Origin of the sequence: Ligilactobacillus salivarius, from assembly GCF_035231985.1 — a bacterium.
GTDB classification, from domain to species: domain Bacteria; phylum Bacillota; class Bacilli; order Lactobacillales; family Lactobacillaceae; genus Ligilactobacillus; species Ligilactobacillus salivarius.
This window is the reverse complement of sequence record NZ_CP117983.1, coordinates 1,653,896-1,671,534: the sequence shown is the minus strand read 5'-3', so window position 1 is coordinate 1,671,534 and position 17,639 is coordinate 1,653,896. Positions and strand designations below refer to the sequence as shown.

Genomic DNA, 17,639 nt, shown 5'->3' with positions numbered 1-17,639 from the left:
ATGGCGAATGGATTTAAGTTTACATCTGCTCAACAGAAAGCAATTGAAGATACAGGGAAAAATATTTTAGTAGCTGCTTCAGCTGGATCTGGTAAAACAAGAGTTTTGGTTGAACGTGTTATTAATAAAATCAAACAAGGAGTAAGTATTGATGAATTACTAGTAGTAACTTTTACGGAAGCTGCAGCTAAAGAAATGAAAGAAAGAATTCAGATTGCTTTGCGTAAGGAATTATCAACGGCTGACTCTGAAGAAGAAAAGCGTAGATATCTAACTCAGTTATCAAAATTAAATGTAGCTAATATCTCAACATTACACGCATTTTGCTTACAGATAATTAAGCAATATTACTATGTAATTAATCTAGATCCAATGTTTAGAATGCTAACAGAAGATACTGAAGTTGCGTTGTTACAAGAAAATGTATGGGATGATTTGCGTGAAAAATGGTATAGCAAAAAAAGTCCAGAATTTGAAAATTTAGTAGTTAATTTTTCTAGTGATCGTAATGATGATGGTTTAAGTGAATTAGTAATGAAAACTTATCAATTTGCTAATGCTAATCCTAATTCAGCAGAATGGTTAAATAACTTAGTAAGTGAATATGATTTAGGTGATCAACCTTTGATGGAAAGTAATTTCTATCAAAATAAGATAAAGCCTAATATTTTGGATCAAATTCAATTAGCGAAAGACAATTTAAAACAAGGAATGGATGAAGCTAATAAGCTAGGATTAGAAAAACTCTATCAAACTTTTGAACAAGATTGCGCAACAATTGATGAGTTACAAGATTTTGTAGTTGGATGTAAGGAATGGAATAATTTAAAGACAACTTTACAAAACTTCAAGTTCAAACGCGCTAAATCTGATAGAGGTCTAGATGATGATAAGAAAAAGCAAAAAGAAAGAATTAATAAGACTTTACGCGATGGTAGTAAAAAGATCATAGAAGATCTAAGTGTTAAATATTTCGCTTTACCTGAAGATGAGATCAAAGAGCTAACCCAAAAATCCAAACAAATTGTTGAAACTTTAAGTGAAGTTGTAAAAGAATTTGGATCAGAATTCAGTAAAGAAAAACGTAGAAGACATGTACTTGATTTTAGTGACTTGGAACATTTGACACTACAAATCCTAAACACTGATACTCCTGATGGTAGACGAGTTAAGGAAAGATTGAAAAATAAGTTCAAAGAAATCATGGTTGATGAGTACCAAGATACTAACCAACTCCAAGAAACAATTTTAACAACGATTGCCCACAAGAATCCTGGCAATATGTTCATGGTAGGGGATGTAAAGCAATCTATCTATGGTTTCCGTTTGGCAGATCCGGGATTATTTTTGAAGAAGTATCAAAGCTTTGCAACTGATGATAACAATGACGAGCGAATCATTCTTGCAGAAAACTTCCGTTCAATGGAAAATGTAACAGCATTTACTAACTTGATATTCTCTCAATTGATGGATGAAAAAGTGGGAGAAATGGCATATGACGAGGATGCTCGCCTTGTTTATGGGGCGAAATATTATCTCGAAGAAACACCTGTAAAAGCTGAAATTCTAGTATATGAAAGTGAAGATTCTAGTCAAGAAAATGATGATGAACCTGTAAATGAAGACTTTTCAATTGATAATAAAGCTCAAGGTCAAATTGTTATGACTGCCAAGAGAATTAAAGAATTAGTTGAAAATGGAGAAAAAATCTATGATAAGAAACAAGGGGCTATTAGGCCAATCGAATATCGAGATATCGCAATTTTAGCTCCAACTCGTAAGAATAACTTAATTTTGACAGAAGAATTTAAACGTCTAGGAGTACCAATTTTTGTTCCTGATGCACAAAATTATTTCCAAACAACTGAATTAAAAATAATGATGTCATTCTTACAAATAATTGATAATCCTTACCAAGATATTCCTTTAGTAGCAGTGTTACGTTCACCAATTGTGGGGTTAAAAGAAAATGAATTAGCTTATCTTAGAATTAATGATAAAACGGGTGATTATTTCCAAGCAGTAGAAAGTTTCTACGATAATTTTGAAGTTGAGAAAGCTTCAGCATTTGCTCAAGGTTTGTATGAAAAGATTGCAATTTTCTTGAAACAATTAACTGAATTTAGAAATATGACTCAACAAAATGAGTTAGCAAGTTTAATTTGGAAAATATATGAAGAAACTGGTTTTCTTGATTATGTTGGGGGAATGCCAGGTGGCTTGCAACGTCAAGCTAACTTACATGCTTTATACGAAAGAGCTGCAGAATATGAAGAAATGAGCTTTAAAGGTTTATTTCAATTTGTGCGTTTCATTAACAAGATGCAGACTAAAAACAAAGATTTATCAGAAGCTACAACGCAAGTTTCTGATGATGCGGTTACAGTTATGACTATTCATGGTAGTAAGGGATTGGAATTTCCAGTTGTTTTCTTATTGGATGCTACTCATAAATTTAATGTGGGAGATTTGAATAAACCATATTTGTTGAATGCAGATGATGGGATAGGAATTTCTTATCTTGATCCCGATACTCGAGTAAAGACAGACACTTTGATGAAAGTAATTGCTGGTGAACAAGCGTTGAAAAAATTAGCAGCTGAACAAATGAGATTACTATACGTAGCTTTAACACGAGCAGAACAGCAATTATTTATCGTTGGTTCATATAAAGATAAAAATGAAGCTTTGAGTAAGTGGGAGAAAGCTACGCAAAGTGAGTCCTTAGTTTTGAATGCAGGTATTAGAGCATCAGTTAGAAACTTCATGGACTGGATTGGTATGTGTCTAACAAGAAGTGAGATCTTTAAAGAAGTTGATGATACAGTAGATGCAAAGGAACCGGCATATATAGGTGAATTACCAGTAAAATTTGCGGTTAAGTTCTATAGTAATCAAGATCTACGTGAAGAAAATATTACTTTAGACGAGAATGGTGAATCATGGTTAAAACAACAGCTTAAGAAGATAGAAGGACAAGAGCCTTTAGAAATTAATGATAAGCAATATAGAATTATTGATAAAATTCTACAAAGTAAGTATCCTAATGAATCATTAACTAAAACGACTGCTTACCAAGCTGTGTCGGATTTAAAACGAGCTTTTGATGATCCGGATAATAATATGATGCAAAGTTTGGAGATTGATTGGCAAGATCAAGCACCAAAAGGAATTAATAGATATGTACAAGGCGAGTTGAAATTACCTAAGTTTATGACGACAAAAGTGAAAGTATCACCTGCACAAGTAGGGACGGCTACACACTTGCTATTGCAAAAATTACCACTTGATGATGAAGTAACACTTGAAGAATTGATGCAGTTATTATCGCAGTTGGTAGAAGATAAATTGATCACACCAGAAGTGGCTAAAGAAATTAATCTAGATCAAATTAAGAATTTCTATGCCAGTGATTTAGGTAGAACAGTTCTAAAGAATAAAGATAAAGTAAAACGAGAATTACCATTTGCGATGATTATACCTGCTGGGAGATTATTTAGTAATGTAGATAATGATGTAGAGCAGCCGATCTTAGTTCATGGTATTATCGACGGATTAATTGAGTTAGATGATGAAGTTATTATCTTTGATTATAAGACTGACCACCATACTTCCGAAGATAAGTTGATTGAAAATTACCGTGGACAATTAAACTTATATGCAATGGCGGTTGAAAGCATGTTGAATAAGAAAGTTTCACAAAAAATCATATATTCTTTAGATCTAGGAAAAAGCATTGTTCTCTAAAGTTGTGGTAAAATGGAACTACTATTCTAGTAGTAAAGGATGAGTGAAATGTCTAAAATATGGAAAGTCCTGCAATGGGTAATAGTGGTTGTCTTGATGGTTGTAGGGTTAGCTTTAATTTTTAACGAGCAAATTAAAAGCTATGTTGTTAACCACATGAGCCAAACTGCTATTAGTAAGCCGGTTGATACTAAGACAAAACATAAAGGAAATTTTGACTTTGAAAGTGTTAAAGCCGTTGATATTAAAGGAGTTAGTAAGGCTACTCAAGATGATACAACTGCAATTGGAAAAATTGCGATTCCAAGTATCGGTTTAAAGCTTCCTATTTTTTATGGATTAGATAATAATAATTTAATGCGTGGAGCTGGTACAATGAAGGCTGACGAAAAAATGGGAGCTGAAAATAATTACGCAATTGCCGGACACCATATGGAAGATCCTAATATCTTATTCGGACCTTTGAGTAAGGCTAAAATTGGCAAAAAAATATACTTAACTGATGAGAAGAAAGTTTATGTATATAAGATAACCAAGAAAGCAGTTGTAGACGAAACTCAGGTTAAATGGATTGATGATGTTCCTGGTAAAAGCTTGGTAACATTGGTAACCTGTGCTTCAGGTACAGAAGGAGAAGTCAATCGAATTATCATCCAAGGATCATTGGTAAGTACTGAGACAGCAAGTAAGAGTAATTTGAAGTATTTTAACAATTAATAATAATGTAATCTACTAGAAATTTTCTGGTAGATTGTTTGTTTTTGCAATTAATTTGCTTGCTAAAGATGAAATAAAGCACTATTCTAGTATATAGGAATAAAAAAATCGGGGGAAATTCAGGAGAAGCTGAATGAAAGGAAAAATGGGAATATTTAAACAAAGTAAAATACAAATTATATCTTTGATATCGTTGGTAGCAATGATATTACTATTAATATTAGGTGGAAATATTGCAAAAGCTGATGATGTTAGCAGTTCTAGCAGTAGCTCTACAAGTGAGACATCATCAAGTGTAGTTGTTAAGAGTCAAGATTCTTCAAATGTTTCACGTGAAACAAGTAGTTCTGCTACTAGTTCCAACAGTTCCAGTAGCGTATTGTCTAGCGTATCGTCAACTAGTGGAAGTTCTAGTTCAGTTCAGGGAAATGCTACTTCAAAAGCAAATATGCAAGTCTATGTAGTAGCAACAGTTGATAATTCTAAGGCTAATAATACAGATAAAGATACTGATCAACAAGCAGATGCTAGTTCAGTTGAAGTGGTAGTAGCTGATAACGAAAGTCAACCTAGTGAGTATGCTAGTGTAAAAGTTAGCAATAAGAATGTAAAGAAACATTCTGAATTATCAATGCCTAAGATAGAATCCACTAATAACTTTCCTAAAACAGGAGATAACGCTAAAGAATGGTTTCCAGTCTGGGGTGCAGTTGTGCTAGCAGTTGGAAGTATCCTAGCAAGTATTTTATATGCACAAGAGAAAGAAGGTAAATAATATGGCTAAGAAAGTAGCGGTATTAATTGCAGATGGTTGTGAAGAGATAGAAGCACTAACTCCTGTCGATGTTTTACGTCGTGCCGGAATTCAATGTGATATGGTAGGATTAGACAGTTTAGACGTGATGGGTGCTCATCAAATTGCATTAAAATGCGATAAAGTTTTAGATGATTCATTATTAGATTATGATTTAGTAACTTTACCTGGAGGAATGGGTGGAGCAACTAGATTAAGAGATAGTGAAAAGTTACAAGCTTTAATGGTTAAGCGTACTGAACAAGGTAAGTGGAATGCTGCAATGTGTGCTGCACCAATGGCACTAGCTAAGTATGGATTACTTAAAGGTCATGATTATACTATGTTCCCTGGTATGCATCAAGAACATGGTGATGCAGAAGGTAGATTCCATGAAGATATGGTAGTGGTCGATGAAGCAGCTCGTTTAGTAACTAGCCGTGGACCAGCAACAGCTATGCCATATTCATTTAAGTTAGCAGAAGTTTTAGGAGTCGATACAAGCGAACTTCGTGAAGCAATGCTTTATAATTTCTTATTGGATCAAAAATAATTAAAATCAAAAATCATCATTATTCAACTGATTTAGTTAAATAATGATGATTTTTTTTATTTAGTCATGAAATTATAAATTTCTTCAAGCGAATCAGAGAATAGAAGTTTATTTCTATCTTCAGTTGTTAAGAAACCTTCTATAACCATGTGATCGAAGAAATCAGCTAATTTGTCATAATAGCCATTGACATTATAAAAAGCACAAGGGTTAGGATTTTGGCCAACTCTTGCCCAAGAGAAAGCTTCACTGATTTCTTCTAATGTTCCTGGACCTCCAGGTAAGGCTAAACAAGCATCAGCTAAAGAAAGCATCTTAGCTTTTCTTTCATCCATATCATCAGTAACGTAAAATTCATCTAGATGTGGAGCGGCAATCTCTTTATCTACTAAAAATTGAGGCATAATGCCAATAGTATAAGTACCATTTTTAATAGCTCTTTCGGCCAATACATTCATTAACCCAACTCCGCCACCACCATAAACAAGGTCTAAATGGTGTTGAGCCAACCAATCAGCAACATTGATTGCGGCTTGAGTATAAATAGGATTTTTACCAGGATTAGCTCCACAATATACAGCAACTCTCTTCATATGAAAATCAACCTCTCTTTGCTAATTTCATTGACATAGTGGGCGAGATACCAGTGGTTTTAACCACTGGAGGGATAGCCCTCACTTGTAAGCTCGTTAGAGCTTGCTTTTTTACCCTTGCCTCCTCTTTGGTATATTTCACTAACTATTTATGTTATAATAGTTAGTGAAGAAAGTGAGGTGAACCTAATGGAAATGCAAGTTACAATCAAGACTAAACTAAAGATTTCTAACTCTGAAATAGCTTGGAGTTTTTCTAAAACAATGGAACAATATCGTCAAGCATGTAATTATGTATCTGAATACATTTTTAATAATGATTTTGATATGAAACAAAGTAGATTAAATAAAGAACTATATACTAAGTTGCGCAATCTATTTAGTCTTAAATCACAAATGGCTCAATCTGTAATTAGAACTGTTATTGCACGCTATAAAACTGTCAAAACTCAAATGGCACGTAGACCTTATAAATATCAAGACCAAAATACTGGTGAGTGGTACCGTGAAGTACGTGATTTGACTTGGTTACATAAACCAATTTCTTTTAATCGCCCACAAGTTGACCTTCAACGTAACCGTGATTGGTCTTATTTAAGTAGCGGTCAATTATCCATTAACACCCTTGATGGTCGTGTCAAAGTTGATCCTATTTGTCGTGGATTCAATCAGTACCTTGACGGTACTTGGAAATTTGGTTTAGCTAAATTACTTAAATCCAGTGGCAAATGGTATTTACATATTTCAGCCACTAAGGAAGTCGCTGATTTTAATAAACAAACTGTAAAACACGTTGTCGGTCTTGACCGTGGTTTACGCTTTTTAGCTACTAGTTATGATGAACAAGGCAAGACTGCCTTTTTTGACGGCCAAGCAATTATGCGTAAACGTGCTAAATATCAAAAACTTCGTGCCACCTTGCAAGCTAAAGGAACTAAGTCAGCTAAAAGACGTTTAAAGAAATTATCTGGACGAGAGAACCGTTGGATAAGTGATGTTAATCATTGCTTGTCTAAGACACTTGTTCAAAAATATGGTGCCAATACTTTGTTTGTCTTAGAAAACCTTAACGGTGTTTCTTTTGAACGTACTGACTTACCTAAAGCTTTGCGTAATCAAAATAAATCATGGGCTTTTTATCAATTAGAACAATTTCTAACTTATAAAGCACACTTACACAATAGTGAAGTTGTTGAAGTTTCTGCTAAATATACATCTCAACGTTGCCCTAAGTGTGGAGTTATTAAAAAAGATAATCGCAATCATGAAAAACATGAATATCATTGTGATAATTGTGGTTATCGTTCTAACGATGACCGTATTGGAGCTATGAATATCCAATTACTTGGAACTCAGTATATTAGTGGACAAGAACAACCTAAATTTGAATTAACAACTAATGCGTAAACGTGTTAGTTAAGTGGGTGCTGCCAACCACCCAATGATGTAGCCACGTATAGTGTGGGAGCAACGAAGTTGCGTTATTACCACTGACCGTAAGGTCGTGAGTTACAAGCCCCATGTCTTTAGACTGGGGTAGTTGACAAGATGATTATACCATTTTAAAAATAAGTTGATTATTTATTAAGAAATTTATAAGTGTAATTTTTACTGATAAAAAAATGATATAGTATAACTGTAAAATATTTTAAGAAAGAAGGTTAAAGAAAGTAAAAAATTTAAATTTTGGTTTTGTGTATTATAAGCGTGAATAATTTCCTAACTATTTTTATTTTGCAAGATTTAAGACATAAATTAGGAAAGGAAAACTTATGAAAGAACCATATCAGATAAAGAAAGAAGAATTATCTAACGTTTATAAAAATAATAATTTCAAGCAAGGATTAACTTCAAAGGAAGCATTAGAGAAGTTAAATGCAGACGGACCTAATACTTTAGAAGTGAAGCAGACTCCCAAATGGAAATTATTTTTACGACAATTCAATAATGTAGTTATATATATTCTATTGTTGTCGGCACTGTTGACACTTTTTATCAAACATTATACAGACGCAATCGTAATTATTGCGGTAGTGGTTATTAATTCCTTGATAGGATATTTCCAAGAAACTAGTGCTGCTAATGCTTTAGCTAAAATTAAGAATTTAATGGCTCAAAAAGCAACAGTTTATCGCGATGGAATACGTAAAGATATTGCAGCAGCTGATTTAGTTAAAGGGGATATCGTGTTTTTAGAAGCTGGAGATAATGTTCCAGCAGATTTGAGAATTGTAGAAGCAGATAATTTAAGGATAGAAGAGTCAGCTTTAACTGGTGAAACTAATTCTGTAACTAAAAGTGACGTTGCTTTAAGTGAAGAAAATATTCCACTAGCTGAACGTACTAATATGGCATATGCTTCAACTGCTGTAACAACAGGTAGTGGTCTAGGTATCGTTGTAGCAACAGCTAATGATACTGAAATTGGTAAAATCTCTCGTGAAGTTTCACAAATAAAATCAACTAAAACACCATTAATTAAGGAAATTGATGGCGTTGGTAAAGTTGTATCATATATTTCAATTATCGCATCGATCATCATCTTTGTAATAGGGTTCATGTTGAAGATATATGCCTTGCCAGCACTAGCTTTAGCAGTTGTAGCGATGTTAGTAGGTGCTATTCCAGAAGGGTTACCAGCAACTACTTCTGTGATTCTGGCTTTTGGTGTAAGTAAAATGGCTCGTGAACATAAGACTATTATTAAATCGATGCCAGCAGTTGAAACTCTAGGTTCAGTAGACATTATCGCCACAGATAAAACTGGTACTTTAACTAAAAATGAAATGACAGTTACCGATGTATGGGTAGGAAATCATAAATATCAAGTAACAGGTAGTGGGTATGAGCCTTTAGGTAAACTTCTACAGGACAAGAAAGAAGTAACTATGACTGATAAGATTGAACAGTTTATTGAAGCTGGCTATCAAGCAAATGATACAATCTTATCTGAACATGATGGTAAGTGGCAGATAAATGGTGAAGCAACTGACGGAGCTTTCTTAACTTTATACCATAAATTAAAAGGTAAGAATGCCAAGAGTCCATACCATGAAGTAGATTTATTACCATTTGATTCAGACTATCGTTATATTGCGAAATTGGTAGAAAACGATGCTGGTCAACAAATGATATTTGTAAAAGGATCACCAGATAAATTATTGGAAATGGCGCAAATAGCTGATAATAATTTTGAGACAAAACTATGGATAGATCGAGCAGCAACTTGGTCTAAAGCAGGTAAACGAGTGATTGCTGTGGGTTACCAAGAAGTGAAAGGTGAGAAATTATCAGAAGTAACCCATCAAGATTTGTACCAAGGAATCACATGGCTAGGAATGGCAGCTTTACAAGATCCACCAAGAGAAGAAGTAGTGGTAGCTCTTCAAAAGATGAATCAAGCTGGTGTTGCAGTTAAGATGATAACTGGTGACCATCCTGAGACAGCTCGAGCGATTGGGAAGCAATTAGGTTTAACTAAAGGTAAGATTAAAGCAATAACTGGGCAACAATGGGATGCTTTAACTAAGGAAGAAAAGCAGAAGGCAGCACTTGAAAATCAAGTTTTTGCTAGAACTACTCCTCAAAATAAGCTAGAAATTATTACGGCTTTACAAGAACAGAAGAAAGTAACCGCAATGACAGGTGATGGTGTAAATGACGCACCTGCCTTGAAAAAAGCAGATATTGGAATTGCGATGGGGATAAAAGGTACTGATGTGGCTAAAGATGCTGCTGATATGATTTTGGCAGATGACAACTTCGCAACAATGGCAACTGTCATCAAAGAAGGACGTAGGATTTACGACAATATCAAGAAAAGTATTCTCTTCCTATTGCCAACATCTTTTGCTGAAGGTTTAGTAGTGGCTTTCTCAATCCTGACAGGACAACAAGTACCGCTACAACCTGCACAATTACTGTGGATCAACTTGATTTCAGCAATTACAATTCAATTTGCTTTTGTTTTTGAAGAAGCAGAAAGTGATTTGATGGATAGAAAACCACGTTCATTGTCACAAAAGTTAATGAATATGAGTGACATTAGACAAATGGGATTTGTTGCAGCTCTAATGGCAGTTTTTGCCTTAATTGCTTATGAGTGGTTCATCAGTATGGGAGTCAGTGAGATCAGTGCCTCTACAATGATGGTTAACATGATTGTCATAAGTAAGATTTTTTACTTCTTTAGCATTCGAACAGATGATTTTGCACTAGGTAAAGCTATCTTAGAAAATAAGCATGCTTGGTGGATAATTGGATTAATGATCTTATTCCAATTATTCCTAACATACACACCATTTATGCAAGTAGCATTTAAAGTGACGGCGATGTCACTATTAGAATGGGTAGTAGTAATTCTATTTTCTATTTTGATTTTGCTCATAGTGGAAGGTAAGAAACGATTAACTAAATAATACAAAAAGCAGTTTCTTGAGTAGATTAGGACTAAAAAATCCTAAAATCTCAAGCAAACTGCTTTTTAGCTATATAGCAAAACTTGTAATAATCTTTCAGCGTCGCTCCAATGTTGAGCTTCTTTAATGGCAACATATAGTTGAGAAACATTATCAGTAACAATGCCATTGACACCTAAACTCAAAGCTTTATTAATGGCCAATCTGGAATTAGGGGTCCAAGCATAGACTAATTTATGTTTCTGACGATTAATTGCCATAAAATCTGGTGATAAAGTTGAATAACGTATGCCATATGCATGGATATTTTCTTCGGGAATAGTTAAGTTATATGGCATTAGATAATTTAAATTTCCCTTCGGAATATCATTTTGTAAAATCATCAAAGTTTGAAAATCTAAAGTGTGGAGTTGATGATGATTTTCAATGATATTAGCGTAGTATCTCTTAGCAAAAATATTAGCGAAATCAGTAGCGTTGTTAGGAGTAGTTTTTAATTCAATTAACAACTTTTGATGATGCTGATTTGCATATTTGAGATATGTGTCAAAATCAGTTAATTTAGTCTGGTGATTATTAGCTGTGACATTAAGCTTTTTAAGTTCAGCTAGAGTTAAATCTTCCGGATGAGCTTTAATGCCAGCTAGTTTTTTCAAATTGTTATCGTGCAAGACAATGAATTTATTATCTTTAGTCATATGAACATCCATTTCGATGTAATCAGGATGATACTTAATCGTCTTTTTTAGTGATTCAAGTGTATTAGGTACACCATTTTTCTGATTAACACCTCTATGAGCAATTGTCACAGGATTAATAGGGTGATTGAATAAAACCTTTCCTGTTGCAAAGCTCAAAGTGAAGGTGATAGCTATTAGTAAAAATTCTAATAAGAATATTCTTCGCCGATTAGTAATCTGAACTTCTGTATAAGCCAGAGTTATACTTATGCCCAAACTAACGATGCCCCAAAGACTAAATAAAGCATAATTAATAGCTAGTAAATTATATGTTGGTAAAATCCAATCGGCTATAATTTGAAGTAACAATATTACTAGATATCCACTCCAAGTAATAAGGAAAACTTTGATAAGAGCTAGCCAGAATTTTTTCCAGAAATTCTTAGTGCTAGTGGTTTGCCAACTTATTTTTAAAGAGGAAAGAATACCTTCATTTTCCAAAACCATGAGTGGTAAGACAAGGTAAAATCTAATTAAAAAATATAGCAAACATATATAAAGTAGTTGCCCTCCAACTAAAGAAAAAGGATTTCTAGATACAAATTCGGTCACCATAGAAGTTAAAGTTAGATTGCTTAGCCAAGGTGTTTTAAATAAAAAGTGTAAAAATGGCAAAAATCCTAGTAAATAAACTCCAGTAATAATTCCACCTAGCAGATGATATCTACCAAGAACTTCTAATGACTTTTGAAAAAGAGTATCCCAATTAAAACTCTCTGTAAGCAACATTTTAAAGCCAATGATGGCAATAGTAGCTAGCCAAAAAGTCAATAGTAAGAAAATAATAAACTCTATTACTAATCCAGTAGCTACAAATGGATGTTTAATAATAATATTAGTTATGTTGGTAAAAGAAATTAATGGAACAGCAGCTTGTTCTAAAAGAAAAGTTGAGAAAATTCTGAATAGAAACAAGCCTATCCAAGCAATTAAATTAATTAATAAACATAGCGTAAAAATGCCATGTTTAAAGTTTTTAAATGAATGAAAGATAACTACCACAACCTTTAGACATTTTCTTAAATTATAGCATTTATATATAGAAATAAGATTGAAAAAGGTAAATTGTAAAATTAAATAGAAATTTAATTTTTAAAGATCCAAAATATATTTGTAGGACTTTATACTTGGCTAAAATATGGTATCTGACATTAAGTGAACGAAGTTTAACTTCGTTCAACTCAGAAGATAAACCATATTTTAGGGAACCAAATGTTAAGTCCTACAATAAAGTAGATTTCTATTTTACACATGCTTATTCCCCACATGAAAGAGGAACTAATGAACGTATCAATAGAGATATACGCGGTTTTATTCCCAAGGGAATAAAGTTTGAAATAATCACAGACGAAGAACTATTGGATATCACTTGGAAACTAAACACTAGACCAAGAAAATGTTTAAATTGGAAAACACCCTTTCAAGTATTCTATAGCGAATATGAAAATAATTTCTAATAATTATTGCAATCTACCAAAGGTTGTACTATATTGATAATAATAAAATTAAATAATGATTAGGAAGGATAGATTTCTATGAGAAAAATGGCAGTAATTGGTTTAGGACATGTAGGAGCAACAGTTGCTTATACTTTAGTTTCTCAAGGAATTGCTGATGAGCTTGTATTAATTGATACAAATGAGAAAAAAGTAGTTGCTGAAAAACTAGATTTTGAGGATGCAATGCCTCGTCTACCTTACCATGTAGAAATAAAGACACAAGATTATGCTGAATTAAAGGATGCTGATGTAATTATCACAGCCTTTGGTGATATTGATGCAAGTGTTAGAACTGGAAATCGTTTTGCAGAGTTCGAAATTAACACTAAGAATGCAGTAGAAGTAGGTAAGAAGATTAAGGAATCCGGTTTTAGCGGTGTTATTATTGATATTTCTAATCCTTGTGACGCAGTTACTTCTATCCTTCAAGAAACAACAGAATTACCACGTAATCAAGTGTTAGGTACAGGTACATTCTTAGATACAGCAAGAATGCAACATGTAGTTGGTGATGCTTTAGGACAAGATGGACGTAATGTGGAAGGTTTTGTCTTAGGTGAACATGGTAATTCTCAATTTGTAGCATGGTCAACAGTTAGAGTTAATAACAAGCCAATAACTGAATTCTTCACAGAAGAAGAACTAGAAGAATTAGGTAAGAAACCAGCAGAAGGTGGCTTTAAGGTAGCTAACGGAAAAGGATACACATCTTACGCAATTGCAACATGTGGCGTTAAGTTAGCACAAGCAGTATTATCAAATGCTCATTTCTTTGGACCTGTATCAACATATGTTGAAGAAGTTGGAACATACGTTGGATATCCAGCAATAGTTGGTGCTAAGGGTGTAGAAAAGGTAGTACCTTTAGTGCTTACTGATGAAGAAAAAGCAAAATTAGAACAATCTGCTAACTATATTAAAGAACATTTAGATAGCTTAAAATAAGAAAGAATGGTAGAGAATTATCGTGAAGATAGTTTTCTACTATTTTTTTGCAAGCATTTGCGATAACGGTTGTAATTTTAGAACAAATAAATTAAACTTAACTTGATATGTGAAACATGTCAGCGATGCTGTGTTTCACAAAATTTTGCAAGGAGTAATTTAATGACACCAGAAGAATTCCGTCAAAGTTTAGCAGAACAAGGATTGAATCTAACAGATGAACAAATGCAACAGTTTGAGCTGTATTATGAATTTTTAGTTGAAACCAACAAAAATTTGAATTTAACAGCAATCACTGAAAAAAATGAAGTGTATCTAAAGCATTTCTATGATTCTTTATTATTAGCTTTGACAGTAAAGGATTTACAAACAGAAGAGTTGAGTTTATGCGATGTCGGAGCAGGAGCAGGTTTCCCATCTTTACCAGTCAAAATAGCATTTCCACAATTGAAGATTACAATAGTTGATTCATTAAATAAGAGAATTAAATTTTTACAAGAATTAACTCAAAAACTAAATTTACAAGATGTTCATTTTCATCATGCACGTGCTGAAGAATTTGGTGGTAAACGAAGTGTTCACCGTGAACGCTATGATCTTGTAACAGCTAGAGCAGTAGCTAGAATGTCTGTATTATCAGAATTATGCTTGCCATTAGCTAAAGTTGGTGGAAGATTTATAGCTTTGAAAGCACAAAAATCAGATGAAGAGTTGAAAAATGCTCAAAAAGCAATCGAAGTTTTAGGTGGAAAAGTAATAGCAGATTACGCTACAGAATTACCACAAGTTCATGATGAACGTCATATTATTGTTGTTGCAAAAGAGAAAGAAACCCCTAAAAAGTACCCTAGAAAAGCAGGAACACCAGCGAAATCTCCGATTGAATAAAGATTAGTCGCGAAAAGGGAGTGATTCGGGATGGCATTTTCATTTTTTAAGTCTAAAAAAGAAGAGAAAGTAGAAGACGATACACAAGAAAAGGTTCAAGAATTACCAATTGAACAAGTAGAAGTTAATGAAGATCAGCCAAGACAAGTCTTTTCTGAAGAAAGTATCGCTGAATTAGCTGAAACTATCCAATCTCATGGCTTGTTACAACCAATTATTGTTAGGCCAATTGGTGACAATAAGTATCAGATTATTGCGGGGGAAAGACGTTATCGCGCGATTAAAAAGTTAAATTGGCAAAAGATTCCAGCAATTGTGAAGAAAATGGACGAAAAAGAAGCTGCTTCAATGGCAGTTATTGAAAATCTACAACGTGAAGGGTTAACTGCAATCGAAGAAGCTGAATCCTATCGAAAATTGATGGATTTAAATCAACTTACACAGTTAGAATTGGCACGAGCAATTGGAAAGAGCCAAGCTTTTGTAGCTAATAAATTAAGGTTATTAAAGTTATCTCCATTAGTACAAAGAGCCATTTTACAAAGAAAGATCAGTGAACGACATGGTAGAAGTATTGTTTCTTTACCAGAAAAGAAGCAAGTAGAAATCCTAAAAAAGATTATAGATAAGAAATTATCTGTCAAAGAAACTGAAAAGATTGTAGCTCAGTTGAAGACTCCACCTGTTAAAAAAGAGAAAAAGAAGACTAATCGCAAAGGAACAGCATTAGATTGGCGCTTAGCCGAAAATACAATCAAAGAGTCAATTAAACTGGCAAGTGAAAATGGAATCGAATTAAAAACTAGTGAAGAAGATCATGGTGAATTTCACCGAATCATTATCGATATTCCAGTTAAATCAAAGAAGAAATAAGGAGGCACCAGAGTTTAATGGGAACAGTTATCGCAATTGCCAACCAAAAAGGTGGCGTTGGTAAAACAACCACAAGTGTTAACTTGGGTGCTTGTTTAGCTAGAGCAGGACAAAAAGTATTGTTAATTGATACTGATGCCCAGGGAAACGCAACAAGTGGTATTGGTGTAAGAAAACACAATATTGAAAATGATGTGTATGATGTGATTGTTAGTGAATTACCGATTAGAGAAGCAATCATGCCTACTTATATCGATAATTTAGATGTTGTACCGGCAACAATTCAGTTAGCCGGAGCAGAAATAGAGCTAACAGCACAAATGGCTCGTGAAAAGAAATTGTATGATGCAGTCCAAGATGTTAAAGAAGAGTATGACTTTATTTTAATTGATTGCCCACCTTCTTTAGGACTATTAACAATCAACGCTTTTACAGCCAGTGATTCAATTTTAATTCCAGTTCAAAGTGAATATTACGCTTTGGAAGGATTAAGCCAATTGATGAATACTATTCAACTCGTTCAAAAGCACTTCAATCCTGATTTACAAATTGAAGGTGTATTAATGACAATGTTGGATGCAAGAACTAATCTAGGTAACCAAGTTGTTGAAGAAGTAAAGAAATTCTTCAAAGAAAAGGTATACAAGACAGTTATTCCAAGAAATGTTAGATTATCAGAAGCACCTAGTCATGGCATGTCAATTATTGATTATGATCCTAGATCACGAGGTGCGGAAGAATATGAAGCATTAGCCAAGGAGGTGTTAAAGGCTCATGGCAAGTAGATCTAAAGGACTAGGACGAGGAATTGATGCTTTATTCCAAGAATCTAAAGAAGAACAACAACCAGATGAACAAGTGGTAGAACTTGAAATTAGTGAGATTAGACCTAATCCCTATCAACCACGTAAGACTTTTAATGAAGAGGCATTAGAAGAACTAGCAAAATCAATCAAGAAATCTGGAGTTTTCCAACCAATTATTGTGCGTAAATCTTCAGTTAAAGGATATGAAATCATTGCTGGTGAACGTCGCTATCGTGCATCTAAGTTAGCTAAAAAGACAGAGATTCCAGCAATAATTCGTGAATTTAACGAAGAACAAATGATGGAAGTGGCAGTGTTAGAAAATCTTCAACGAGAAGACTTAACACCATTAGAAGAAGCAGAAGCCTATAACACTTTGATGGAAAAATTGAATTTAACTCAAACTCAAGTGTCAGAGCGACTAGGAAAATCTCGTCCATATATTGCTAATTATTTGAGATTATTAGGTTTACCAGGTAAAGTAAAACTAATGCTACAAGATGGAAGCTTATCTATGGGACAAGCTCGTACTTTATTAGCAGTTAAAGATGAAGAAAAATTAATGGAATTAGCTGAAAAAACTGTTAAGGAAGGATTAACTGTTAGACAATTAGAACAGTTAGTAGCACAAATTAATGGTAAAAAGCCAAAGAAAGCTAAGAAACAAACTAATCCATATGAACCTTACATTAAGCAAACAGAAAACTTACTTCAAGAAAAATTTGGAACTAAAGTTTCCGTTAAAGCTAATGCTAAGAGTGGTAAGGGAAAGATTGAAATTGATTATTTAAGTATTGATGACTTCAATCGAATTATGGATATTTTAAAAATTAAGTTAGACTAGTGAGAGGATGAGGGCGATGTACGATTTACATGATATTGTTGAAATGAAAAAGAAACATCCATGTGGGGTAAACCGCTGGGAAATTGTGCGAATGGGTGCAGATATTAAAATTAAGTGTACTGGTTGTGGTCGTCTGATTATGATGACTAGACGAGACTTTGAAAAACGTATGAAAAAAGTTCTAGAAAAAGCAGAACAAGAAAATAATTAGAAAGAGTGATTT

Annotated in this window: 14 protein-coding genes and 1 pseudogene; 13 read left to right on the top strand and 2 right to left on the bottom strand. The window is 33.6% G+C overall.

From position 1 onward, the window contains the following. From addA to PTA89_RS08165, 4 genes are all read left to right on the top strand, one after another. Entirely contained in the window at nucleotides 1–3,747 is a 3,747-nt protein-coding gene (gene addA, locus PTA89_RS08180) for a helicase-exonuclease AddAB subunit AddA (RefSeq protein ID WP_324177197.1), read from the top strand. A gap of 48 nt (nucleotides 3,748–3,795) precedes the next feature. Continuing rightward, nucleotides 3,796–4,464, top strand: coding sequence for a class A sortase (locus PTA89_RS08175; RefSeq protein ID WP_324177196.1), 669 nt, complete (start codon nucleotides 3,796–3,798; stop codon nucleotides 4,462–4,464). 133 nt (nucleotides 4,465–4,597) lie between these two features. Beyond that, nucleotides 4,598–5,239, top strand: coding sequence for a glucosyltransferase-S (locus PTA89_RS08170; RefSeq protein ID WP_113895930.1), 642 nt, complete (start codon nucleotides 4,598–4,600; stop codon nucleotides 5,237–5,239). 1 nt (nucleotide 5,240) lies between these two features. Then, entirely contained in the window at nucleotides 5,241–5,810 is a 570-nt protein-coding gene (locus PTA89_RS08165; protein WP_201897072.1) for a DJ-1 family glyoxalase III, read from the top strand. A 56-nt stretch (nucleotides 5,811–5,866) separates the two neighbouring features. Here the strand turns inward: PTA89_RS08165 and PTA89_RS08160 are convergent, their stop codons facing one another. Beyond that, a complete protein-coding gene (locus PTA89_RS08160) occupies nucleotides 5,867–6,403 on the bottom strand; it encodes an LOG family protein (protein ID WP_324177195.1) in 537 nt (178 codons plus the stop codon). Between the two features lie 189 nt (nucleotides 6,404–6,592). On the opposite strand from PTA89_RS08160, the gene PTA89_RS08155 reads away from it, so the two are divergent. Together PTA89_RS08155 and PTA89_RS08150 are read left to right on the top strand one after the other, a co-directional pair. Continuing rightward, a complete protein-coding gene (locus PTA89_RS08155; RefSeq protein WP_081509958.1) occupies nucleotides 6,593–7,810 on the top strand; it encodes an RNA-guided endonuclease TnpB family protein in 1,218 nt (405 codons plus the stop codon). A 365-nt stretch (nucleotides 7,811–8,175) separates the two neighbouring features. Continuing rightward, nucleotides 8,176–10,821, top strand: a complete 2,646-nt coding sequence (locus PTA89_RS08150) for an HAD-IC family P-type ATPase (RefSeq protein ID WP_003705510.1) — start codon at nucleotides 8,176–8,178, stop codon at nucleotides 10,819–10,821. Between the two features lie 65 nt (nucleotides 10,822–10,886). Here the strand turns inward: PTA89_RS08150 and PTA89_RS08145 are convergent, their stop codons facing one another. Continuing rightward, nucleotides 10,887–12,563, bottom strand: coding sequence for a glycerophosphodiester phosphodiesterase (locus tag PTA89_RS08145; RefSeq protein ID WP_324177194.1), 1,677 nt, complete (start codon nucleotides 12,561–12,563; stop codon nucleotides 10,887–10,889). 239 nt (nucleotides 12,564–12,802) lie between these two features. Between PTA89_RS08145 and PTA89_RS10325 the strand changes: the two are divergent. The 7 genes and pseudogenes from PTA89_RS10325 to PTA89_RS08110 all read left to right on the top strand — a co-directional run. Beyond that, nucleotides 12,803–13,018 (top strand): annotated as a pseudogene (locus tag PTA89_RS10325) (transposase); the annotation flags it as partial. A 78-nt stretch (nucleotides 13,019–13,096) separates the two neighbouring features. After that, nucleotides 13,097–14,005, top strand: a complete 909-nt coding sequence (locus tag PTA89_RS08135; protein WP_003705504.1) for an L-lactate dehydrogenase — start codon at nucleotides 13,097–13,099, stop codon at nucleotides 14,003–14,005. A gap of 162 nt (nucleotides 14,006–14,167) precedes the next feature. Further along, nucleotides 14,168–14,893 (top strand): 16S rRNA (guanine(527)-N(7))-methyltransferase RsmG, encoded by a 726-nt coding sequence (gene rsmG / locus PTA89_RS08130; protein WP_003705502.1) that lies wholly within the window; start codon nucleotides 14,168–14,170, stop codon nucleotides 14,891–14,893. A gap of 30 nt (nucleotides 14,894–14,923) precedes the next feature. Then, nucleotides 14,924–15,766, top strand: a complete 843-nt coding sequence (noc, locus tag PTA89_RS08125; protein ID WP_003705501.1) for a nucleoid occlusion protein — start codon at nucleotides 14,924–14,926, stop codon at nucleotides 15,764–15,766. Nucleotides 15,767–15,783: 17 nt separating this feature from the next. Continuing rightward, nucleotides 15,784–16,551 carry a ParA family protein gene (locus tag PTA89_RS08120; protein WP_003701079.1) on the top strand — a complete coding sequence of 256 codons (768 nt, stop codon included), beginning with the start codon at nucleotides 15,784–15,786 and terminating at the stop codon, nucleotides 16,549–16,551. Next, complete coding sequence (locus PTA89_RS08115) at nucleotides 16,541–17,416, top strand: ParB/RepB/Spo0J family partition protein (RefSeq protein ID WP_003705499.1); 876 nt, start codon at nucleotides 16,541–16,543, stop codon at nucleotides 17,414–17,416. Before PTA89_RS08120 ends, PTA89_RS08115 begins: the two co-directional genes overlap by 11 nt. A gap of 16 nt (nucleotides 17,417–17,432) precedes the next feature. Beyond that, nucleotides 17,433–17,627, top strand: a complete 195-nt coding sequence (locus tag PTA89_RS08110; RefSeq protein ID WP_003704318.1) for a DUF951 domain-containing protein — start codon at nucleotides 17,433–17,435, stop codon at nucleotides 17,625–17,627. The last annotated feature ends 12 nt before the right edge of the window (nucleotides 17,628–17,639 follow it).